The sequence below is a fragment of the Oceanithermus profundus DSM 14977 genome (assembly GCF_000183745.1).
GTDB lineage: Bacteria > Deinococcota > Deinococci > Deinococcales > Marinithermaceae > Oceanithermus > Oceanithermus profundus.
The window spans coordinates 2,243,058-2,259,331 of record NC_014761.1 but is presented as its reverse complement, the minus strand read 5'-3'; the positions used below and the strand labels follow the sequence as shown (position 1 = coordinate 2,259,331).

General features: G+C 68.6%; 17 protein-coding genes. 13 read left to right on the top strand and 4 right to left on the bottom strand.

Annotated elements, in window-relative coordinates; genetic code table 11:
• Positions 1 to 121: 121 nt before the first annotated feature.
• The 9 genes from OCEPR_RS11145 to OCEPR_RS11105 all read left to right on the top strand — a co-directional run bounded on the left by OCEPR_RS11145 (position 122) and on the right by OCEPR_RS11105 (position 9,653).
• Positions 122 to 3,532, top strand: a complete 3,411-nt coding sequence (locus OCEPR_RS11145) for an endonuclease/exonuclease/phosphatase family protein (RefSeq protein ID WP_041554253.1) — start codon at positions 122 to 124, stop codon at positions 3,530 to 3,532.
• A gap of 90 nt (positions 3,533 to 3,622) precedes the next feature.
• Positions 3,623 to 4,102, top strand: coding sequence for a DUF456 domain-containing protein (locus tag OCEPR_RS11140; RefSeq protein ID WP_013458829.1), 480 nt, complete (start codon positions 3,623 to 3,625; stop codon positions 4,100 to 4,102).
• 18 nt (positions 4,103 to 4,120) lie between these two features.
• Positions 4,121 to 4,336, top strand: coding sequence for a glutaredoxin family protein (locus OCEPR_RS11135; RefSeq protein ID WP_013458828.1), 216 nt, complete (start codon positions 4,121 to 4,123; stop codon positions 4,334 to 4,336).
• 3 nt (positions 4,337 to 4,339) lie between these two features.
• Positions 4,340 to 5,194 (top strand): prolipoprotein diacylglyceryl transferase, encoded by an 855-nt coding sequence (gene lgt, locus OCEPR_RS11130; RefSeq protein WP_013458827.1) that lies wholly within the window; start codon positions 4,340 to 4,342, stop codon positions 5,192 to 5,194.
• Positions 5,191 to 6,603 (top strand): bifunctional UDP-N-acetylglucosamine diphosphorylase/glucosamine-1-phosphate N-acetyltransferase GlmU, encoded by a 1,413-nt coding sequence (glmU, locus tag OCEPR_RS11125; RefSeq protein ID WP_013458826.1) that lies wholly within the window; start codon positions 5,191 to 5,193, stop codon positions 6,601 to 6,603. The genes lgt and glmU overlap by 4 nt, the downstream gene beginning before the upstream one ends.
• The gene (locus tag OCEPR_RS11120; RefSeq protein WP_013458825.1) at positions 6,600 to 6,836 is read left to right on the top strand and encodes a Sec-independent protein translocase subunit TatA/TatB; all 237 of its coding nucleotides are present in this window, start codon (positions 6,600 to 6,602) and stop codon (positions 6,834 to 6,836) included. The genes glmU and OCEPR_RS11120 overlap by 4 nt, the downstream gene beginning before the upstream one ends.
• A 6-nt stretch (positions 6,837 to 6,842) precedes the next feature.
• Entirely contained in the window at positions 6,843 to 7,592 is a 750-nt protein-coding gene (gene tatC, locus OCEPR_RS11115; protein WP_013458824.1) for a twin-arginine translocase subunit TatC, read from the top strand.
• A gap of 15 nt (positions 7,593 to 7,607) precedes the next feature.
• Entirely contained in the window at positions 7,608 to 8,690 is a 1,083-nt protein-coding gene (locus OCEPR_RS11110) for a bifunctional 3-deoxy-7-phosphoheptulonate synthase/chorismate mutase (protein WP_013458823.1), read from the top strand.
• A 12-nt stretch (positions 8,691 to 8,702) separates the two neighbouring features.
• Positions 8,703 to 9,653 carry a 4Fe-4S dicluster domain-containing protein gene (locus OCEPR_RS11105; protein ID WP_013458822.1) on the top strand — a complete coding sequence of 317 codons (951 nt, stop codon included), beginning with the start codon at positions 8,703 to 8,705 and terminating at the stop codon, positions 9,651 to 9,653.
• A gap of 81 nt (positions 9,654 to 9,734) precedes the next feature.
• Here OCEPR_RS11105 and OCEPR_RS11100 read toward each other — a convergent pair whose 3' ends face one another.
• The 4 genes from OCEPR_RS11100 to OCEPR_RS11085 are packed head-to-tail and all read right to left on the bottom strand — an operon-like array spanning position 9,735 to position 12,403.
• On the bottom strand, positions 9,735 to 10,037 hold the full coding sequence (locus OCEPR_RS11100; protein WP_013458821.1) for a HigA family addiction module antitoxin: 303 nt from the start codon (positions 10,035 to 10,037) through the stop codon (positions 9,735 to 9,737).
• A 25-nt stretch (positions 10,038 to 10,062) separates the two neighbouring features.
• Complete coding sequence (locus OCEPR_RS11095; protein WP_013458820.1) at positions 10,063 to 11,322, bottom strand: sensor histidine kinase; 1,260 nt, start codon at positions 11,320 to 11,322, stop codon at positions 10,063 to 10,065.
• Positions 11,323 to 11,334: 12 nt separating this feature from the next.
• Entirely contained in the window at positions 11,335 to 12,042 is a 708-nt protein-coding gene (locus OCEPR_RS11090) for a response regulator transcription factor (protein WP_013458819.1), read from the bottom strand.
• The gene (locus tag OCEPR_RS11085) at positions 12,002 to 12,403 is read right to left on the bottom strand and encodes a hypothetical protein (RefSeq protein WP_013458818.1); all 402 of its coding nucleotides are present in this window, start codon (positions 12,401 to 12,403) and stop codon (positions 12,002 to 12,004) included. Before OCEPR_RS11085 ends, OCEPR_RS11090 begins: the two co-directional genes overlap by 41 nt.
• Positions 12,404 to 12,481: 78 nt before the next feature.
• On the opposite strand from OCEPR_RS11085, the gene OCEPR_RS11080 reads away from it, so the two are divergent.
• From OCEPR_RS11080 to OCEPR_RS11065, 4 genes are all read left to right on the top strand, one after another.
• On the top strand, positions 12,482 to 13,093 hold the full coding sequence (locus OCEPR_RS11080; protein WP_013458817.1) for a phosphoribosylanthranilate isomerase: 612 nt from the start codon (positions 12,482 to 12,484) through the stop codon (positions 13,091 to 13,093).
• A gap of 349 nt (positions 13,094 to 13,442) precedes the next feature.
• Positions 13,443 to 14,624, top strand: coding sequence for an ABC transporter substrate-binding protein (locus OCEPR_RS11075; protein ID WP_041554915.1), 1,182 nt, complete (start codon positions 13,443 to 13,445; stop codon positions 14,622 to 14,624).
• Positions 14,625 to 14,680: 56 nt separating this feature from the next.
• The gene (locus OCEPR_RS11070) at positions 14,681 to 15,496 is read left to right on the top strand and encodes a branched-chain amino acid ABC transporter permease (RefSeq protein ID WP_049773614.1); all 816 of its coding nucleotides are present in this window, start codon (positions 14,681 to 14,683) and stop codon (positions 15,494 to 15,496) included.
• Position 15,497: 1 nt separating this feature from the next.
• On the top strand, positions 15,498 to 16,274 hold the full coding sequence (locus tag OCEPR_RS11065; protein WP_013458814.1) for an ABC transporter ATP-binding protein: 777 nt from the start codon (positions 15,498 to 15,500) through the stop codon (positions 16,272 to 16,274).

Below are 16,274 nucleotides of genomic sequence, written 5' to 3'. Positions count from 1 at the left end.
CCTATTGGCTGCACTATTGCTTATCATGCTTGCCGCCTGCGGCCCCAAACCCGGCCAGAGCCCGCCCGGCAACCCCAACCCTCCCGGAGGCGGAGCGTCTCCACCCGCTCCCGAAACCACGGTGGAGATCGGCAGGGGCGGCGGGACGATCCGAACGGAAAACGCCGAGCTGGCCATTCCCGAAAACGCCGTCTACGGGGACCGCCCCGCAAAGATCACGCTCAAGGACCTGCCCCTGGACGCCCCCGGCCCTGTCCCCCCCGAAGCCACCCTGATCGCCGCTGCCGAGGTCTGGCGCCACAACCCCTTCACCGGGGAGAACGCCGAGCTCCAGAACCTGCTGATCTACCCCGCCACCCTGCGCCTCTCCCTGAAGCAAGCCGTCGCCCCCGCCAAGAACAGCACCCACTACACCGAGGTCTGCAGCTGGATAGGGGAAGAAGGCGACAGCGTAGGCGATAAGAACTACTGGTTCTGCCACCTCTCCGACATCGGCCCCGGCACGGAAGAAAAAGGGCAGGGCTACATCGAGGTGCAGATCACCGGCCTCGACAGCCGCCACCAGAACTACTACGTCTTCCAGTTCCCCAAGGTGTGGGCCAACCAAAACTGCGTCGAGGCCGGAGGCCGGATCAACCCCAACATTCCCGCCATCGACTTCCACAGCTTCAGCGGGGCCTGCCGCGGCCGCCCCGGCGGCACCGTTTCTCAGATCGGGGAGCTCAAGGCCCCGGAAGAGACAAAACTTTCTTTTGGTGAGCGCGTTGAACCGCAGGGAGGTAGAAGCCTACGTGTGTTGACCTGGAACGTTGGACAAAGGACGAAACAATGTTTTTATAAGCTCTGCAGTGAAAACACCATCCGAAAGATCATTCGGCGGCTCTATGTGAATCAACCGGGGATCGTTACTTTCCAAGAAATGATGGTCGAGGACACCTACTGCGCCAGGCCACCACCTAACAAGGACAAAAGGGTGGGGGATTTTTGTGAAATTGACAACGGGTTTGCGCCAGTTGAACCTCGTGTCATCAACACGATTCTCGCCGAGTGGGAGAGGCTTGATCCGTCGGTGCAACTCGACTACTACTGCGAGCAGTACGAATGCACCATCGTCAACACCGCCGCTTTCACCTTTGCCGACCCTGACAAGCGCCAATACCTGACCGGCGGAGCGGCCGACACGGGTTACCTGTACACCCAGCTTCTCAGCAGCGTCGACGGGTTTGCCCTGGACCTCTACAACGCCCACCTGGCCAGCCCCTCGAGTGCGTCGAACAACCTCGTGCGCGCCCGGCAGATCAACGAGCTAACGGACAGGTTGCGCGGCCTGCGGAGCTCTAATGGAAGCGCAAGCGTACTGGTGATCGGCGATCACAACCTGTGCATCGATTGCCAGAAACATGAGGGCCGGCCCGAACCCGACGATCTGGCGATCAGCGATCAGGTTGCCCTAATCAACACCCCCGACATTGGGGGCACGACGTGGTACGACGACCATGACCTAGACGCCTACCCGTCGCTTCTGGTGGACAGCCAGGTGGCGGAGGGGAAAAAGCCAAGCATCCTGCACATGGCCACCTCCGACTTTCTAGTTACCGGCGGCCTGGTGTTGCACGGCATGATCGACTTCCCGCTGTCCAACAGATTTTACGGATCATGTGCCTACGCCAAAGACCCGCGCACCGGCAGGCCCTCCAAAACCGTTTCCCCTGGAAATCTAACTGGAATGGACCACAACGCTCTTATTTGCGAGCTTCGCGACTTTGGAACCAGCTCGGTCAACGTCGTCCCAACAACATGCGGCATCCCCACGAGCTTTACCAAGGGTACAAGGCTCTTCGTTGCCGGCATGGGGCTCACGGCAAAGTTCGACCCCGGAAAACCCTACCGGTTCGACGCGTCGCTCTTCGAGGTGGCCTCCACCGAGGCTTCCACCTGGTACGGCTTCGAAAAGGTCGACGACTTCACGTATGCGGTCGAGATTCCCAGCGTTTTTATCCCGAACGCGCTGATCCCGTCCAGCTCATCCACGCCGCCGGTAGTTTTCGTCTGCCCCGAGGGCGACCTGAGCCGGTGCCGGGTGGCGGAGGTCAAGAACAACGAAAAATACGTATTCGTGGAGCTGGCGGAACCCGGGCAGTGCACCATCAACTACCTGCTCGCCGCCGATGCGGGCTGGGGTGCGGTGCCCGAAGGCGACTTCGACTTCGTGGGTTTGCCCGACCCTTACCCGGACGATCAGGAGAGCGGCATGACCTACGAGCTGGTCCTGCCCGACTGGTTGCGCCTGGAGCCGGCGGCGGGCACCCTCCAACCCGGGCAGCGGTTCACTGAGGTGATCGATGTGGAATCCGCCCAAGCTTTTTGCGACGGCGCGGTGGAAAAGGAAGGAAAGATCAGGGTGCGCACACAAAACCCCGAGCTGGAGTTCGAGGTTCCGGTGCGGCTAATGTGCGCCGAGCTGGACGTTCGTTTCGAGCCGGAAAGCTATAACGGCGGCCTACCGAACGTCGAGCCCGAAAAGCGCTGCGGGCGCATCACCGGAACCGTCACCGTGCGCGGGGCCGACCATCTACGTGAAATGTACGCCTACGATGTGTACGACGGCGAAGGTAACTACATCGAAACAAAGTACGACGAACCCCTGTTTGATTTCATCGTTGAGCATGCAAACTACACGTCCCACCGGTTTCCCTGGGTGGGGGTGCACGACCTGCACCGCCCGGACGAGGCGAACGATTGGGACTGGTCGAGCTTTCCCGAAGTGCCCTTCTTCTCGTGGACATCCAGCTGCGCCTTTGACGAAGGCCTTCACCAAGTTAACTCGTTCTATTTAGTTCACCCAAAGGTCCAGCAAGGATACACCAGGGTCGAGCGCATGGCTTCGCGATTGAGTGCGCCCCTGTCGTTCACCATCCATGACAACCGGTTCCCTGGCGCCGTGTACAACAGTGCCCGCTACTGCGTACCCGACGGCAACGGAGGTGAGGTTTGTACGGAAGCCAACGCCCTAGTTCAGATAAGCACGACGGGCGATATCGACCAAGCGATCCCGCTCGATTATCGGGCCTGGCAGTTCGCCCTCCACCCGTTCGCCGAGGTCTTCTTCGAAGGGGCGGAACTGCGCGACGACGAGGGCAACCTGCTTGCGACCATGAATTACGATTTCGACGCGTTTATTCCGCCCGACCAGATTCGCTATTGCAGGATTGGGCAGGGCAACGCCTTCTTCCGCTCCGACGAAACCTTCTTTGGCGTGGACGGCGTGCCGCCCGTGTATTGGACGCAAAACATCGAATTGCATCGCGCAGGGGATGGGTCGCTGGTTCCTTACCTTATCGAGGGTGTGTTTGGATGGGAATGCTACCCTTCCTGGGACGTGGCTGTAGGATCGGCAGATCAACAAACGCTCGAGCTGAGGAGGGGCGAGCTGCAACCCCTGGGTGCTTCTGAGCCCGTTCTGCAACGTGGTCCTGAGAAATGGCCGGGCGGCTTCATGCGTTTCAATCAGCGCGGGGCCGGCAGCCCTTAACGGTTTTGGTAGGGCCGGGGCGGTTTGGGCCGCCCCGGCCCTTTGTGTTTTCCTGCGGTGTTCTCATGCCGCTGGGTAGGATGAAAGGCGATGAACCTGACCGCCGACGTGCTCTTCGTGCTGCTCTGGCTGGCAGCGCTGGTGCTCACCTTCGTGCCCATGGTGCCGGCCACCCTGGTCATCTGGGGCGCGGCGCTGCTGCACGAGGCGCTGGTGGGGTTCAGCGAGCTCTCGCGCACCGACTGGGCCTGGCTGATCGGTCTGGGGCTTCTGGCCATGACGCTCGACAACGTGGCCGGGGCTCTGGGGGCGAAGCGCTACGGGGCCGGGCGCGCGGGCATCTGGGGCGCGGTGATCGGGGCGCTCGTGGGCGCGGTCGTGCTGGGTCCGCTGGGGATCCTGGTGGGGCCCTTCCTGGGCGCGCTGGTGGCCGAGCTGATCGCCGGCAAGACCGGACGGGACGCGTTGCGGGCGGCCTGGGGCAGCCTGCTGGGGGTGCTCGGCGGGGTGCTGGCCAAGCTGCTGGTGCACGTGGCCATGGGCTGGCTGGTGATCCAAAGGATATTCTAGGGAATCGGAGGGACGCCCTTGTACATCTACTTAGCCAAGAAGAACTGCCTGGCCTGCGATCAGCAGGAACGCTACCTGTGGGCGATGGGCCTGCCCTACGAGCGCATCGACGTGGACGAGCGCCCCGAGCTGGCCGAGGGGCGGCAGCTGCCCGCCGTCCTCCGGGAGGGCGTCGTGCTGGTGGAGGGCGCGTTCAGCGAAGAGGACCTGGCGCGGGCGCTGGGGAGGGGGTAGGGCATGGATCCCATCATGATCGAGATCGGGCCGCTGACCGTGCGCTGGTACGGTTTCCTGATCACCGCGGCCATCTTCGTCGGTTACTACCTGGCGCGGCGCTACGTGGCCGCCAAGGGATACGACCCCGAAAAGTTCGAGGAGGCCGTCTTCTGGGCGGTGATCGCCGGGGTGATCGGGGCCCGGCTCGTCTACGTGCTGACCAGCTGGGGCGACTTCGCGGCCAACCCGATCAGCGCCCTCTACATCTGGCAGGGAGGGCTGGCCTTCCACGGCGGCATCCTGGGCGGCCTGATCCCCATGGTCTACTTCGCCCGCAAGAACGGGGTGCCCCCCTACGTCTACCTCGACGCGGCGCTCCCGGGCGTGGCCCTGGGCATCATCGGCGGCCGCATCGGCAACCTGATGAACGGCTCCGACACCGTGGGCCGGCTCACCGACTGGGCCATCGGTTACACCTGGCCCGCCTGGGCCACCGGGTTCCCGGGCATCTGCACGAGCACCGGGCAGCTGGCCTGGGGGTTTTGCAGCGGTGAGGTGGTGCGCGGCCCAGTGCACCTGACCCAGATCTACGGGGCGGTGATCGGGCTGGTGCTGCTGGGCCTGGTCTTCTACTGGTGGCGGCAGAAGCGGCCCGCGGGCTGGGCGTTCTGGAACTTCGTGCTCTGGTACAGCCTGCTGCGCAGCCTCGTCGAAGAGCCCTTCCGGCTCAACCCGCTGTGGTGGCCGGTCTACCTCAACGAGAAGGCGGGGATCGGCTTCTTCACGGCGACCCAGCTCGTTTCCATCCCCCTGATCGTGCTGGCGCTCTACATGCTCTACCGCATGGGCCGCAGCGGGGAGGAGGCCGGGGCGTGAGCTTCGCCGTCGTCGTGCTCGCCGCGGGCAAGGGCACGCGCATGAAGTCGGCCCTGCCCAAGGTGCTGCACCCGCTCTTGGGCCGGCCGCTGGTGGAGTACGCCGCGCGGGCGGCGCAGCAGGCCGGGGCCGAGCGCGTCGTCGTGGTGGTCGGCCACGGCGCGGAGGCCGTGCAGGAGGCGCTCGAGCCCCTGGGCGTGCGCACCGCGCTGCAGGCCGAGCAGCTGGGCACCGCCCACGCCTTGGCGAGCGCCCGCGAGGCGCTTTTGGACTGGCAGGGGCCGGTCGTCGTCACCATGGGCGACGCCCCCCTCATCACCGCGGGCACCCTCGCCGGCCTGGCCCGGGCCGTGCCCGCGGGCGGCGGCATGGCCATGCTGACCTTCGAGCCCGACGACCCCGCCCAGTACGGCCGGGTGATCCGCGACGCAGCGGGCAACGTCGCGCGGGTGGTGGAGTACAAGGACGCCGCCCCCGAGGAGCGGGCGGTGCGCGAGGTGAACGCCGGGGTCTACGCCTTCGACGCGAACGTTTGGGGCTTCCTCGACGAGATTGACCGCGACAACGCCGCCGGGGAGTACTACCTGCCCGACCTGATCGAGGTCTACCAGAAGCGCGGCCTGCCGGTGCGGGCCTTCAAGGCCGACGACCCCACCGAGCTTTTGGCCGTGAACGACCGGGTGCAGCTGGCCGCGGTGGAGCGGGTGCTGCTGGACCGGCTTCGCGAGCGCTGGATGAAAGACGGGGTGCGCATGGTGATGCCCGAGACCGTCTACCTCGAGCCCGACGTGGAGCTCGCGCCCGACGTGACGCTCGAGCCCGGGGTGATGCTCAGGGGCCGGACCCGGATCGGGGAGGGCGGCTTCGTGGGCGCCTACAGCCTCCTCACCGACAGCGAGCTGGCCCCCGGCGCCGAGGTGCGCCCCCACAGTGTGCTCGAGGGCGCCCGGCTGGGCCCCGGGGCGGTCGCCGGCCCCTTCGCGCGGCTGCGCCCTGGGGCGGTGCTCGAGGCCGGAGCCTTCGTGGGCAACTTCGTCGAGGTCAAGAAAAGCCGCCTGGGCCCCGGGGTCAAGGCCGGGCACCTGGCCTATCTGGGCGACGCCGAAGTGGGCGCCGAGACCAACGTGGGCGCGGGAACGATCACCGCCAACTACGACGGCGTGAAGAAGCACCCCACGATCATCGGACCGCGGGCCTTCATCGGCTCCAACTCGGTGCTCATCGCCCCCGTGCGCATCGGCGCCGAGGCCACCGTGGCCGCCGGCAGCGCGATCAACGCCGACGTTCCCGAGGGCGCGCTCGCCATCGCGCGCGGCCGTCAGCGCAACATCGAGGGCTGGGCCGAGCGCAAGCGGCGCGCATCCAATTCTCAGGAGTCGGGTACTAGAATAGAGGGGGAGACGACATGAACCTGGGAATGCCTGAAATCCTCGTCATCTTGGTCATCGTGCTCATCCTGTTCGGCCCCAAGAAGCTGCCGGAGCTGGCCCGCGGGTTGGGGCAGTCGATCCGCGAGTTCAAGAAGGGCGCCAGCGAGATCAAGCAGGAGTTCGAGCAGGCGGTGGATCTCGAACCCGAAAAGCCCGCGCCCCAGCAGTCCGCCGCGCCCGAGGCCGAAAAGAAGCCCGCCGGGGACGCCTAGTCTAGCGTGCAGGAAGCCCCCCTCGTCGAGCACCTGGAGGAGCTGCGCGCCCGCATCATCCGGGCGCTGCTGGCCTGGTTCGTGGGCATGGGCGTGGCCTGGACCTTCCGCGTCGATCTGCTCAAGATCCTCAAGCGGCCCCTCGACGTGGCCACCCAGGTCCGCGGCATCGAGGCCAACCTCTACCAGCAGACGATCACCGAAGGCTTCATCGTCTCGCTCAAGATCGCCGCGTTCGGCGGTCTGGTGATCGCGCTGCCCTTCATCGTCTACCAGCTCTGGGCCTTCATCGCCCCCGGCCTCTACCCCCACGAGCGCCGCCTGGCCGTGCCCTTCATCCTCGGTGCGGGGTTCTCCTTCGCGGTGGGCGTCGTGTTTTCGTACTACGTGCTGCTGCCCTTCGCGGTGCCCTTCCTGCTGGGTTTCCTCAGCGACCAGGTGATCCCGCTGCTCACCATCGACAAGTACATGAGCCAGATCCTGATGTACCTGACGGTGGTGGGGCTGATGTTCGAGCTGCCGGTGCTGAGCTTCCTCTTCACCAAGCTGGGCATGCTCGACTGGCGCTTCTTGGCGCGGAACCGCCGCATCGCCATCGTGGTGATCGTCACCCTCGCCGCGATCATCACGCCCACGGCCGACCCCTTCAACCTGGCGCTGCTCTCGGTGCCGCTCCTGCTGCTCTACGAGGTCTCCATCTGGGTCTCGCGCGCCGCCGGCCGCGGCCGCACCCGTGCGGACGTGGACGCCGAATAGCGTTAGGATAGGCGAATGGAACCGCGCATCCTCGAACTGCGGCGGGAGATCGACCGCATCAACCGCGAACTGCTCACCTTGCTCTCGGAGCGGGCGCGCATCGCCTCCGAGATCGGGCGCATCCAGACCGAGCGCGGCCTGGGCCACTACGACCCGGCGCGCGAGGAGGAGATGCTCGCCTACCTGACCGCCGAGAACCCCGGCCCCTTCCCCGACGGCACGGTCAAGAAGCTGTTCAAGGAGATCTTCAAGGCCACGCTGGCGCTCGAGGAGCAGGAGGACAAGCAAAAGTTCCTCTTCTCGCGCGAGACCCGGCCCGAGGACACCCGGGTGCGGGTGCGCGAGGCGGTTTTCGGCGCGGGGCCGCTCCTGATCGCCGGCCCCTGCGCCATCGAGTCGGAAGAACAGATGCAGGCCACGGCCGAGTTCCTGGCCTCGCGCGGCGTCAAGGTGCTGCGCGGCGGGGCGTACAAGCCGCGGACCAGTCCCTACGCCTTCCAGGGCCTGGGCGTCGAGGGGCTGAAGCTGGGGCGGGCCGCGGCCGACCGCTACGGCATGGCCTTCGTGACCGAGGTGATGGACACCCGCGACGTGGGGGTCGTCTCCGAGTACGCCGACATCCTCCAGGTGGGAGCGCGCAACATGCAGAACTTCGCGCTCCTGCGCGAGGTGGGCGCGTCGGGCAAGCCGGTGCTGCTCAAGCGCGGCCTCAGCGCCACGGTGGAGGAGTGGTTCTACGCCGCCGAGTACGTGCTCAGCCAGGGCAACGACCAGGTCATCCTGGTCGAGCGCGGCATCCGCACCTACGAGAAGTGGACCCGCAACACCCTGGACCTCTCGGGGGCGGTGCTGGCCAAGCAGCTCACCCACCTGCCCGTCGTGGTGGACGTGACCCACGCCGCCGGCCGCATCGACCTGCTGGCGCCTTTGGCGCGGGCGGCGCTGGCCGCGGGGGTGGACGCGGTGCACGTGGAGGTGCACCCCAACCCCAAGGTGGCCATGTCGGACAACAACCAGCAGATGGACTTCGCGCAGTTCGACGCCTTCTTGGACGCGGTGCGCGACCTGCTCGAGCCCGTCCGGACGCGGCGCGGCTAGGAAGGGGCGGGCGTGGGCTTCCTCGACAACCTGCTCGGGGCGTTCCTCAAGCTCACCGACCCCACGCCCCGCTACACCGGCAGCCGCTGCTTGGTGGAGAAGTACGCGGTGGGGGGGTGCGACCTGTGCCAGCAGGCCTGCCCCCACGAGGCCGTGGACCTCTCCCACTTCACCGTCCAGATCGACGACACCCGCTGCACCGGTTGCGGGCTGTGCACCCAGGTCTGCCCCGGGGTGGCGCTCGAGTTCCCGCTGGGGCCCATGCAGGAGGCACTCGACAAGGGCCGCGGCCAGCTCAAGTGCTCGAAGGCCGAGGGCCACGGCCAGGAGGTGCTCTGCCTGGGCCGGCTCACCCCCGGTCTGCTCGCCGAGGCGGCCAGCCGCCACGGCCCGCTCACCCTGGCCCGGGGCGACTGCGAGGGCTGCAGGATCGGCGGGCCCACGGTGCCCCAGGCGCTCGAACAGGTCATCGAGGAGGCCCGGCGATACTACCCGGAGCTGGAGGTGCGCCTGACCACCGAGGCCCTGCCCGGGGCGGTCGTGGGCCGGCGCGAGCTCTTCGAACAGCTGCTCGGCGGCACCAGGCGCATGGCCGCCGAGGTGCTGCCCGAGCCGCCCGAACAGCTGGGCCTCGACGAGGACCACGACCTTCCCGCCGAGCTGCGCCTGCGCAAGATGGCGGCGGCGCGCAGCCAGGGGACGGTGCGCTGGCCGGCCATCCAGGTGCTCGAGGGCTGCACCCTCTGCCCCGTCTGCGCCAACGTCTGCCCCACCGGGGCGGTCAAACGCACGCGCGAGGGCGAGGAGTACGCGCTCGAGCTGGAGGTGGCCGCCTGCACCGGCTGCGGCGGCTGCGTGGCCAGCTGCCCGCCGCAGGTGATCGAGCTGATCGAGGTTGGCCGGGACGCGGTGCTCGCCGAGGAGCCGCTGGAGCTCTACCGCGGCGAGCCGGAGTGGTCGTAGCGGGAAGGCAGGGCGTGGGAGGTCGGGGGTGGGAGGTGGGAAACCCCTGCTTCAGAATCCAGCCATCGGGCGCGGCGCGGACTAGGCGACGCCCTGGCGCAGGGGTTTGATGTTTTCGTGGTCCGCGCGCTGACGGGCCATGTAGAGGTCGTAGGCTTGCTGCAGGTTCAGCCAGAACTCGGGCGTGGTGCCTGATAGCCGGGCGAGCCGAAGCGCGGTGTCGGGGGTCACGCCGCGCTTGCCGTGGACCAGCTCGTTGACGCGGGGGTAGGAAACGCCGATGCGCCCGGCCAGCTCCTTTTGGGTCAGCCCGTATGGCTTCAGGAACTCCTCGAGCAAAACCTCGCCAGGGTGCGTAGGGGTTCGGTTTTCAGCCGGCCTCATTTCCATCCCCCCGTAGCGCTGCGGCCTACCCCTCCCCCTCCAGCCCCGGCAGCTCCACCCGAAAGACCGTGTGGCCGGGCCGGGAGCGGACGGTGATCGTGCCCTCGTGGGCCTCGGCGATCTGCTTGGCGATGGCCAGGCCCAGCCCGGTGCCGCCCTCGGGGCCGCGGGCGAAGCGCTCGAAGAGGTGCGGCAGCACCTCGGGGTCGATGCCCGGGCCGTCGTCGGCCACCTCGACCCAGGCGCGGCCGTCGTCCTCGCCCACGGTCACCCGCACCCCTTCGGGGCGCCCGGCGGCGCGCACCGCGTTGGCCACCAGGTTGCGCAGGAGCTGGATCAGGCGGTCGGGGTCGCCCAGCACCTCGGGGGCCGCCCGCAGTTCGAGCCCCACCCCGGGGAATCCGGCCGTCACGCCGCTGGCCAGCTCGGCCAGGTCGACGATGTGGGGGTTGACCGTGCGCTCGGCCTCGCCGCGGGCGAGCGCCAGCAGGTCGCCCACCAGCCGGGTGAGGTGGCGGGCGGTGCGCTCGGCCCCGGCCAGCGCCTCGGTGTCGCCGGGGCGTTTGCGCAGGCGCTCGAGGTAGCCGGCGAGCACCGTGAGCGGCGTGCGCAGCTCGTGGCTCACCTCGGCCAGGAAGACGCGCTCCCGCTCGCGCGCCTCACGCAGCTCGGCGAGCAGGTCGTTGAAGCGGGCGACGATCCGCCCCAGCTCGTCGGTGGGGCCGTCGTAGGGGATGGGCGAGAGGTCCGCCCCCTTGCGCCGGGCCACCTCCTCGGCCGCTCGCACCAGCGGGCGGTTGGCCCAGCCCACCCCCACGCGCACGAGCAGCCAGCCCAAAGGCAGGGTGAGCAGGAAGATGAGCACCGCGACCCGCGCCACCTGTTCGAGCAGCCGGTCGATGAACCCCAGGTCCTGCGAGACCGCGAGCACCCCGATGCTGGTGGCCACGTAGGCGGCCACGAAGCCCGGCCCGCGGTAGAGCTGCGGCCCTTCGTCGGCCTGGGTGAGCACCTCCGCGGGGATGCGGTGCTGGGGCTCGTCGAGCAGGAACGGCAGCCCCGAAGCGTCGTAGAGGGCGACCGCGGTCCCCCCGGTGGGCCGCACCTGGCCGGTGGTGCCCGAGTTGTACAGCTCGGCCAGGGCGCCGGCGTCGTCGAGCAGCTGGTGCACGATTCGGCCCTCCAGCCCCGCGCGCAGGGCGCCGTAGATGCCGAGCAGGCTGAGCGCCAGCATCAGCGCCCAGATCAGCCCGAAGACCAGGGTGAGCCGGGTGGTGTAACGCACAACCGTATTCTGCTACGACGCCGGCTTGCGCAGCGCGTAGCCGACGCCGCGGACCGTGCGCAGGTAGCCGTAGGCCCCCGCCTCGCGCAGCTTGGCGCGCAGGTTGGCGACGTGCACGTCCACGACGTTCGACTCGGTCTCCAGCGGCTTGCCCCAGATGTGGCGGGCGATCTCGTCGCGGCTGAAGACGCGGCCGGGTCGGCTGGAGAGCAGCTCGAGCAGCGCGAACTCCTTGGGCGAGAGGGCCACCTCGCGGCCGCCGGCGCGCACCCGGCGCGTCTCGACCTCGATCTCCAGGTCGCCGACGCGCCGCACCTCGCCGCCCTCGCCGCGGCGCAGCTGCACCTGGATGCGCGCCAGCAGCTCGGCGGGGTGGAAGGGCTTGGTCAGGTAGTCGTCGGCGCCGCCGAGCAGCAGCTGCACCTTGCGCTCCACCGCGTCGGTGGCCGTGAGCACGATGATGGGCACGTCGCCGTGCTGCTTGGCGCGCCGTGCGATCTCGGAGCCGTCGAGGTCGGGCAGCCCCAGGTCGAGGACGATCAGGTGGGGCGGATCTTCGCGCAGCTTGACGAGGCCCTGCATCCCCCCGGGCGCCCAGTCCACCCGGTAGCCGGCCTCGCCCAGCTCGGCCTGGAGCAGGCTGGCGATCTCGGGGTCGTCCTCGATGATCAGGATGCGTTTAGGGTCTTCGGGGGTAGGTTCGGGGTGTGCGGGGTTCACCCTCCCTCCTTTCCCTCCAGAAGTCCAGCGCCTTGGAGGTGCGCAGGTGGTAGACCCGTATGAAGGTCTCGCGCAGGCTGACGATGCCGGTGTCGAGCAGCAGGTAGATGTCGTCGCCGCGCACGCGCCCTTCGTAGATGTGCAGGCTGCGGCCGGTCTTGACGATCAGCCGGATGCTCGCGTTCTCCGGGGGGCGGATCGGGCGCGCCTTCAGCCGCAGCGCCCCCTGCTCGATGCGCCAGAACAGGTAGACGGTGCGCAGGTTCGGCGAGACGATGCGCACCTCGGTGCCGTCGGGCAGCGCCGGCAGGCCCGGCAGCGGGGCCAGGGCGAGCACGGCGGTGAGCAGGAGGCCGACCATGTCCTTAGGATAGCGCTTGCCGCGCGCGGGGGCGATGTGGGACGGGTTAAGCCCGGTTTAATGCATTAGGCTGGGCCTATGGAGCCGGTGCGCGCCAAGGTGTGCGGCCTCACCCGCGCGGAAGACGCCCTCGCCGCCGAGCGGCTGGGGGCCTGGGCGGTGGGGTTCGTCTTCGCCCCTTCCAAGCGGCGCGTCACCCCCGAGCAGGCGGCGGCCATCGGGGCGCGGCTGGGCCCTTTCGTGGCGCGGGTGGGCGTCTTCGTGGACGCGCCGCCGGCCGAGGTGCTGGAGGTGGCGCGGCGCGCGCGCCTCTCGGCGGTGCAGCTCCACGGCGAGGAGCCGCCCGAGTGGGCCGAGGCCCTGCGGCGCCACCTGCCGGTGATCAAGGCGGTGCGGCTTGCGGGGCCGCCCGACCCGGCGCTCGTGGCGTACCCCGCCGACGCGCTGCTGGTGGACGGGCCGCGGCCCGGAAGCGGCGAGGCCTACGACTGGGGCTGGCTCGAGCCGCTGGCGGACCATCCCCGCCTGATCGTGGCCGGCGGGCTTACGCCGGAGCGCCTGCCCGAGCTCTTCACGCGGGTCTGCCCCTACGCCGTGGACGTCTCGAGCGGCGTGGAGTCGGCGCCGGGGGTGAAAGACGAGGCGCGGATGCGGGCTTTTCTACAGCGGGTGCGCCGGGGCTGTGGATAACCTGTGAATATAAATGTGGAGATCCGAAAAACCGCGATGCCCATCGCAAAAACCCCGAATATGCAGCGTGTGGATAAACGTATAGCTTTACGAAGTCGAAACGGCCGAAGCGCATCGGCTTTGGCCGCGCCGCGGCCCTAGTTGCAAATGAATCGCAGCTGAGAGGCCCGTGGCGCGGGCCGCGATCCCCAGGCGGCGGACCCGCTTCCCGGCGGTTGCATACGCCGGGGCTACGCTTTTCCCTAGTTTGGGCAGAAACCGGCTCCAGGGGCGGGTCTTGTGGAGCAGGTGGAGGTTTGGTATAAACTGGGACCCAAACCACAAGCAGGGACGGGAGGGACGTATGAAGATCACACGTAGGCAACTGCTCCAAACCGGTATCGGAACCGCGGCCGCTTTTGGCGTGCCTTGGTTCGCCCGGGCGCAGGCGCGCCCGGTCAAGCTGGCGGCGCTGCTGCCGCTCACGGGCCCCTTCGCCTTCGCGGGCAACGCCGCGCTCGACGCCTTCCGCGACGCCACCGACTACGTCAACGAGGTGATGGGCGGCGTCGGCGGGCGCAAGCTCGAGCTGATCGTCGAGGACACCGGCTACGACGTCGCCAAGGGCACGGCGGCCTTCAACCGGGTGATCGGCAAGGAGAGCCCCGAGGAGCTGCTCTTCGTCTACGGCGACTCCACCGGGCTTTCCAAGGCGCTGGCGCCGGAGATCGCCCGCATCGGGGTGCCCTACTCGGCCACCTCCTACTCGAGCGAGCTCGCCGACCCCGAGAAGTACCCGGGGATCTGGGTCTTCGGGCCCACCTACTCCGACATGATGGAGGCGCTCCTGCGCTACATCCACGAGAAGAAGCCGGGGGCGCGCATCGCCCTGGTGCACTCGAACAGCGAGTTCGGGCGCGACCCCATCCCCTACGTCAAGAAGCGCGCCGCGCAGCTGGGCCTGCCCATCGTGGCCGAGGAGGTCACGCCGCTGGTGCTCTCGGACGCCACCCCCACCATCCTCAAGCTGCGCCAGGCCAAGCCCGACTTCGTCCTCACCCAGGGCTACGTGCTCACCGCCGAGCCGCTGCTCGTCAAGACCGCGCGCGAGTACGGCCTGAACGCCACCTTCATGGGCACCTACTACTCCTCGGAGGTCATCCTCATGAAGCGCGCCGGCCCCGCCGCCGACGGCTTCATCGCCACCTACCACAACGCCTACTCCTACGACAAGAGCGTACCCGCGGTGCAGGAGATCTACAAGTTGCGCGCCTCGAAGGGCAAGGAGCCCGGCTACCTGACCACCTTCTACATGGGCGCCTTCTTCGTGGGCGTGGCCGTGGGCGAGGCAATGCGCCGCGCCGCCGCCGCCGGTGAGCTGACCCGGCCCGGGATCACCAAGGCGCTCGGCAAGATGTGGGACTACGACGCCATGGGGCTGATCCACTCGATGCGCTTCGTCAACCACCGGCTGCCCTACACCCGGCTCTACCGCGCCAACGCAGGCAAGGGCATCTACGAACCGCTGACCGACTGGCTCGAACTGGCGTGACGTTCTTCTGGCAACTGCTGCTCACCGGGGTGGCGACCGGGGCGCTCTACGCGCTCATGAGCATGGGTTTCGTGCTCGTCTACCGCGCCACCTCGGTGGTCAACTTCGCGATCGGCGAGTTCCTGTTGGTCGGGGGGTACGTCACCTTCACGCTGGCCCACTTCCTGCCGCTGCCGCTGGCCATGCTGGGGGCGCTGCCCGTCGCCTTCCTGGTGGGCGTGGGGGTGGAGCGTGCCTTCGTGCGGCCCCTGATCGGGCGCTCGGTCGTCGCGGTGATCATGGCGACGATCGGCCTCGCCCTCACCCTCGACGGCGCCGCCCAGCTCGTCTGGGGGCCCGACCAGAAGTACCTCTCGGGCAGCCTGCCGCCGGTGCTGCTCACCTTCGGCGAGCTGATCCTGCCGCCGCGCGCCTTCTGGAGCCTGGCCATCAGCCTGCCGGTGGCCCTGGGGCTGATCTACTTCCTGCAGAAGAGCCGCTGGGGCGTGCTCATCCGCGCGGTCAGCGAGAGCGAGGTGGCGGCGCTGGCCATGGGGATCCCGGCGCCGCGCATCGTCACCGCGGTCTGGGGCCTCTCGGCGGCGCTGGCTGCGGTGGGCGGGGCGCTGCTCGCGGGGCTGTCGGGGGTGGGGCCGCACCTGGTGCAGCTGGGGCTGATGGTTTTCCCGGTCACCATCCTGGGCGGGCTCGAGTCCGTGGGGGGCGCGCTGGTGGCGGGCCTGATCGTGGGCGTCGCCGAGGCGCTCTCCAAGGGCTACCTCGAGGCCTACCTGCCCGGCATCAGCGAGGCCATTCCCTTCGTCATCGTCCTGATCGTCGTCCTGGTGAGGCCCTACGGCCTCTTCGGGCGGCGCGACATCGAAAGGGTGTGAGGTGCTGAAGGTCGAGAACCTGAAGGCCCTCTACCGCGGCGTCATCCTGGCGCTCGACGGCGTATCGCTCGAGCTCGCGCGGGGCGAGGCCGTGGCCGTGCTGGGCCCCAACGGCGCGGGCAAGAGCACGCTGGTGCGGGCGCTGGCGGGGCTGCTGCCCAGCTACGAGGGGCGCGTCAGCGACGGGCGCATCGAGCTGGGCGGACGCGACGTCACCGCCGCCGGGGCGCTGGCGGTGCACCGCCAGGGGCTCACCGCGGTACTCGAGGGCCGGCCCATCTTCCGTTACCTGACCGTGCGCGAGAACCTGCGCGCCGCCGGGCACCGCCTGCCCGCGGGCGAGTTGGCGGCGCGCATGGACGAGGTCTTCCACTGGTTTCCGCGCCTGGCCGAGCGCAGCCACGAGCAGGGCGGCTACCTCTCGGGCGGCGAGCAACAGATGCTGGTGCTGGGGATGGCGCTGATCACCGACCCGAAGGTCCTGGTCGTCGACGAGCCCTCGCTGGGGCTCGCGCCGCTCTTGGTCGAGGAGCTGTTCGAGGTGCTGGCGCGGATGCACCGCGAAAAGGGCATGGCGCTCTTGCTCGTCGAGCAGAACGCCCGCGCGGCCATGAAGCTGGCCCACCGCGTCTACGTGCTCGAGCACGGCCGCGTCGTCTTCGAGGGCGAACGCGAGGCGGCCGAGCGCGACGCCGACGTGATGGAGTTCTACCTGGGCGCCGGCGCGGGCGGCTTCCTGGGCGCCAAGCGTTACCGCCGGCGCAAGCGCTGGATCTAG

What these genes read in the sequence shown, in the direction of transcription:
- OCEPR_RS11070 (WP_049773614.1), top strand. Translation starts at nt 14,681, where the DNA reads ATGAGCATGGGTTTCGTGCTCGTCTACCGCGCCACCTCGGTGGTCAAC.
- lgt (WP_013458827.1), top strand. Translation starts at nt 4,340, where the DNA reads ATGGATCCCATCATGATCGAGATCGGGCCGCTGACCGTGCGCTGGTAC.
- OCEPR_RS11085 (WP_013458818.1), bottom strand. Translation starts at nt 12,403, where the DNA reads ATGGTCGGCCTCCTGCTCACCGCCGTGCTCGCCCTGGCCCCGCTGCCG.
- OCEPR_RS11080 (WP_013458817.1), top strand. Translation starts at nt 12,482, where the DNA reads ATGGAGCCGGTGCGCGCCAAGGTGTGCGGCCTCACCCGCGCGGAAGAC.
- OCEPR_RS11120 (WP_013458825.1), top strand. Translation starts at nt 6,600, where the DNA reads ATGAACCTGGGAATGCCTGAAATCCTCGTCATCTTGGTCATCGTGCTC.
- OCEPR_RS11110 (WP_013458823.1), top strand. Translation starts at nt 7,608, where the DNA reads ATGGAACCGCGCATCCTCGAACTGCGGCGGGAGATCGACCGCATCAAC.
- OCEPR_RS11140 (WP_013458829.1), top strand. Translation starts at nt 3,623, where the DNA reads ATGAACCTGACCGCCGACGTGCTCTTCGTGCTGCTCTGGCTGGCAGCG.
- OCEPR_RS11100 (WP_013458821.1), bottom strand. Translation starts at nt 10,037, where the DNA reads ATGAGGCCGGCTGAAAACCGAACCCCTACGCACCCTGGCGAGGTTTTG.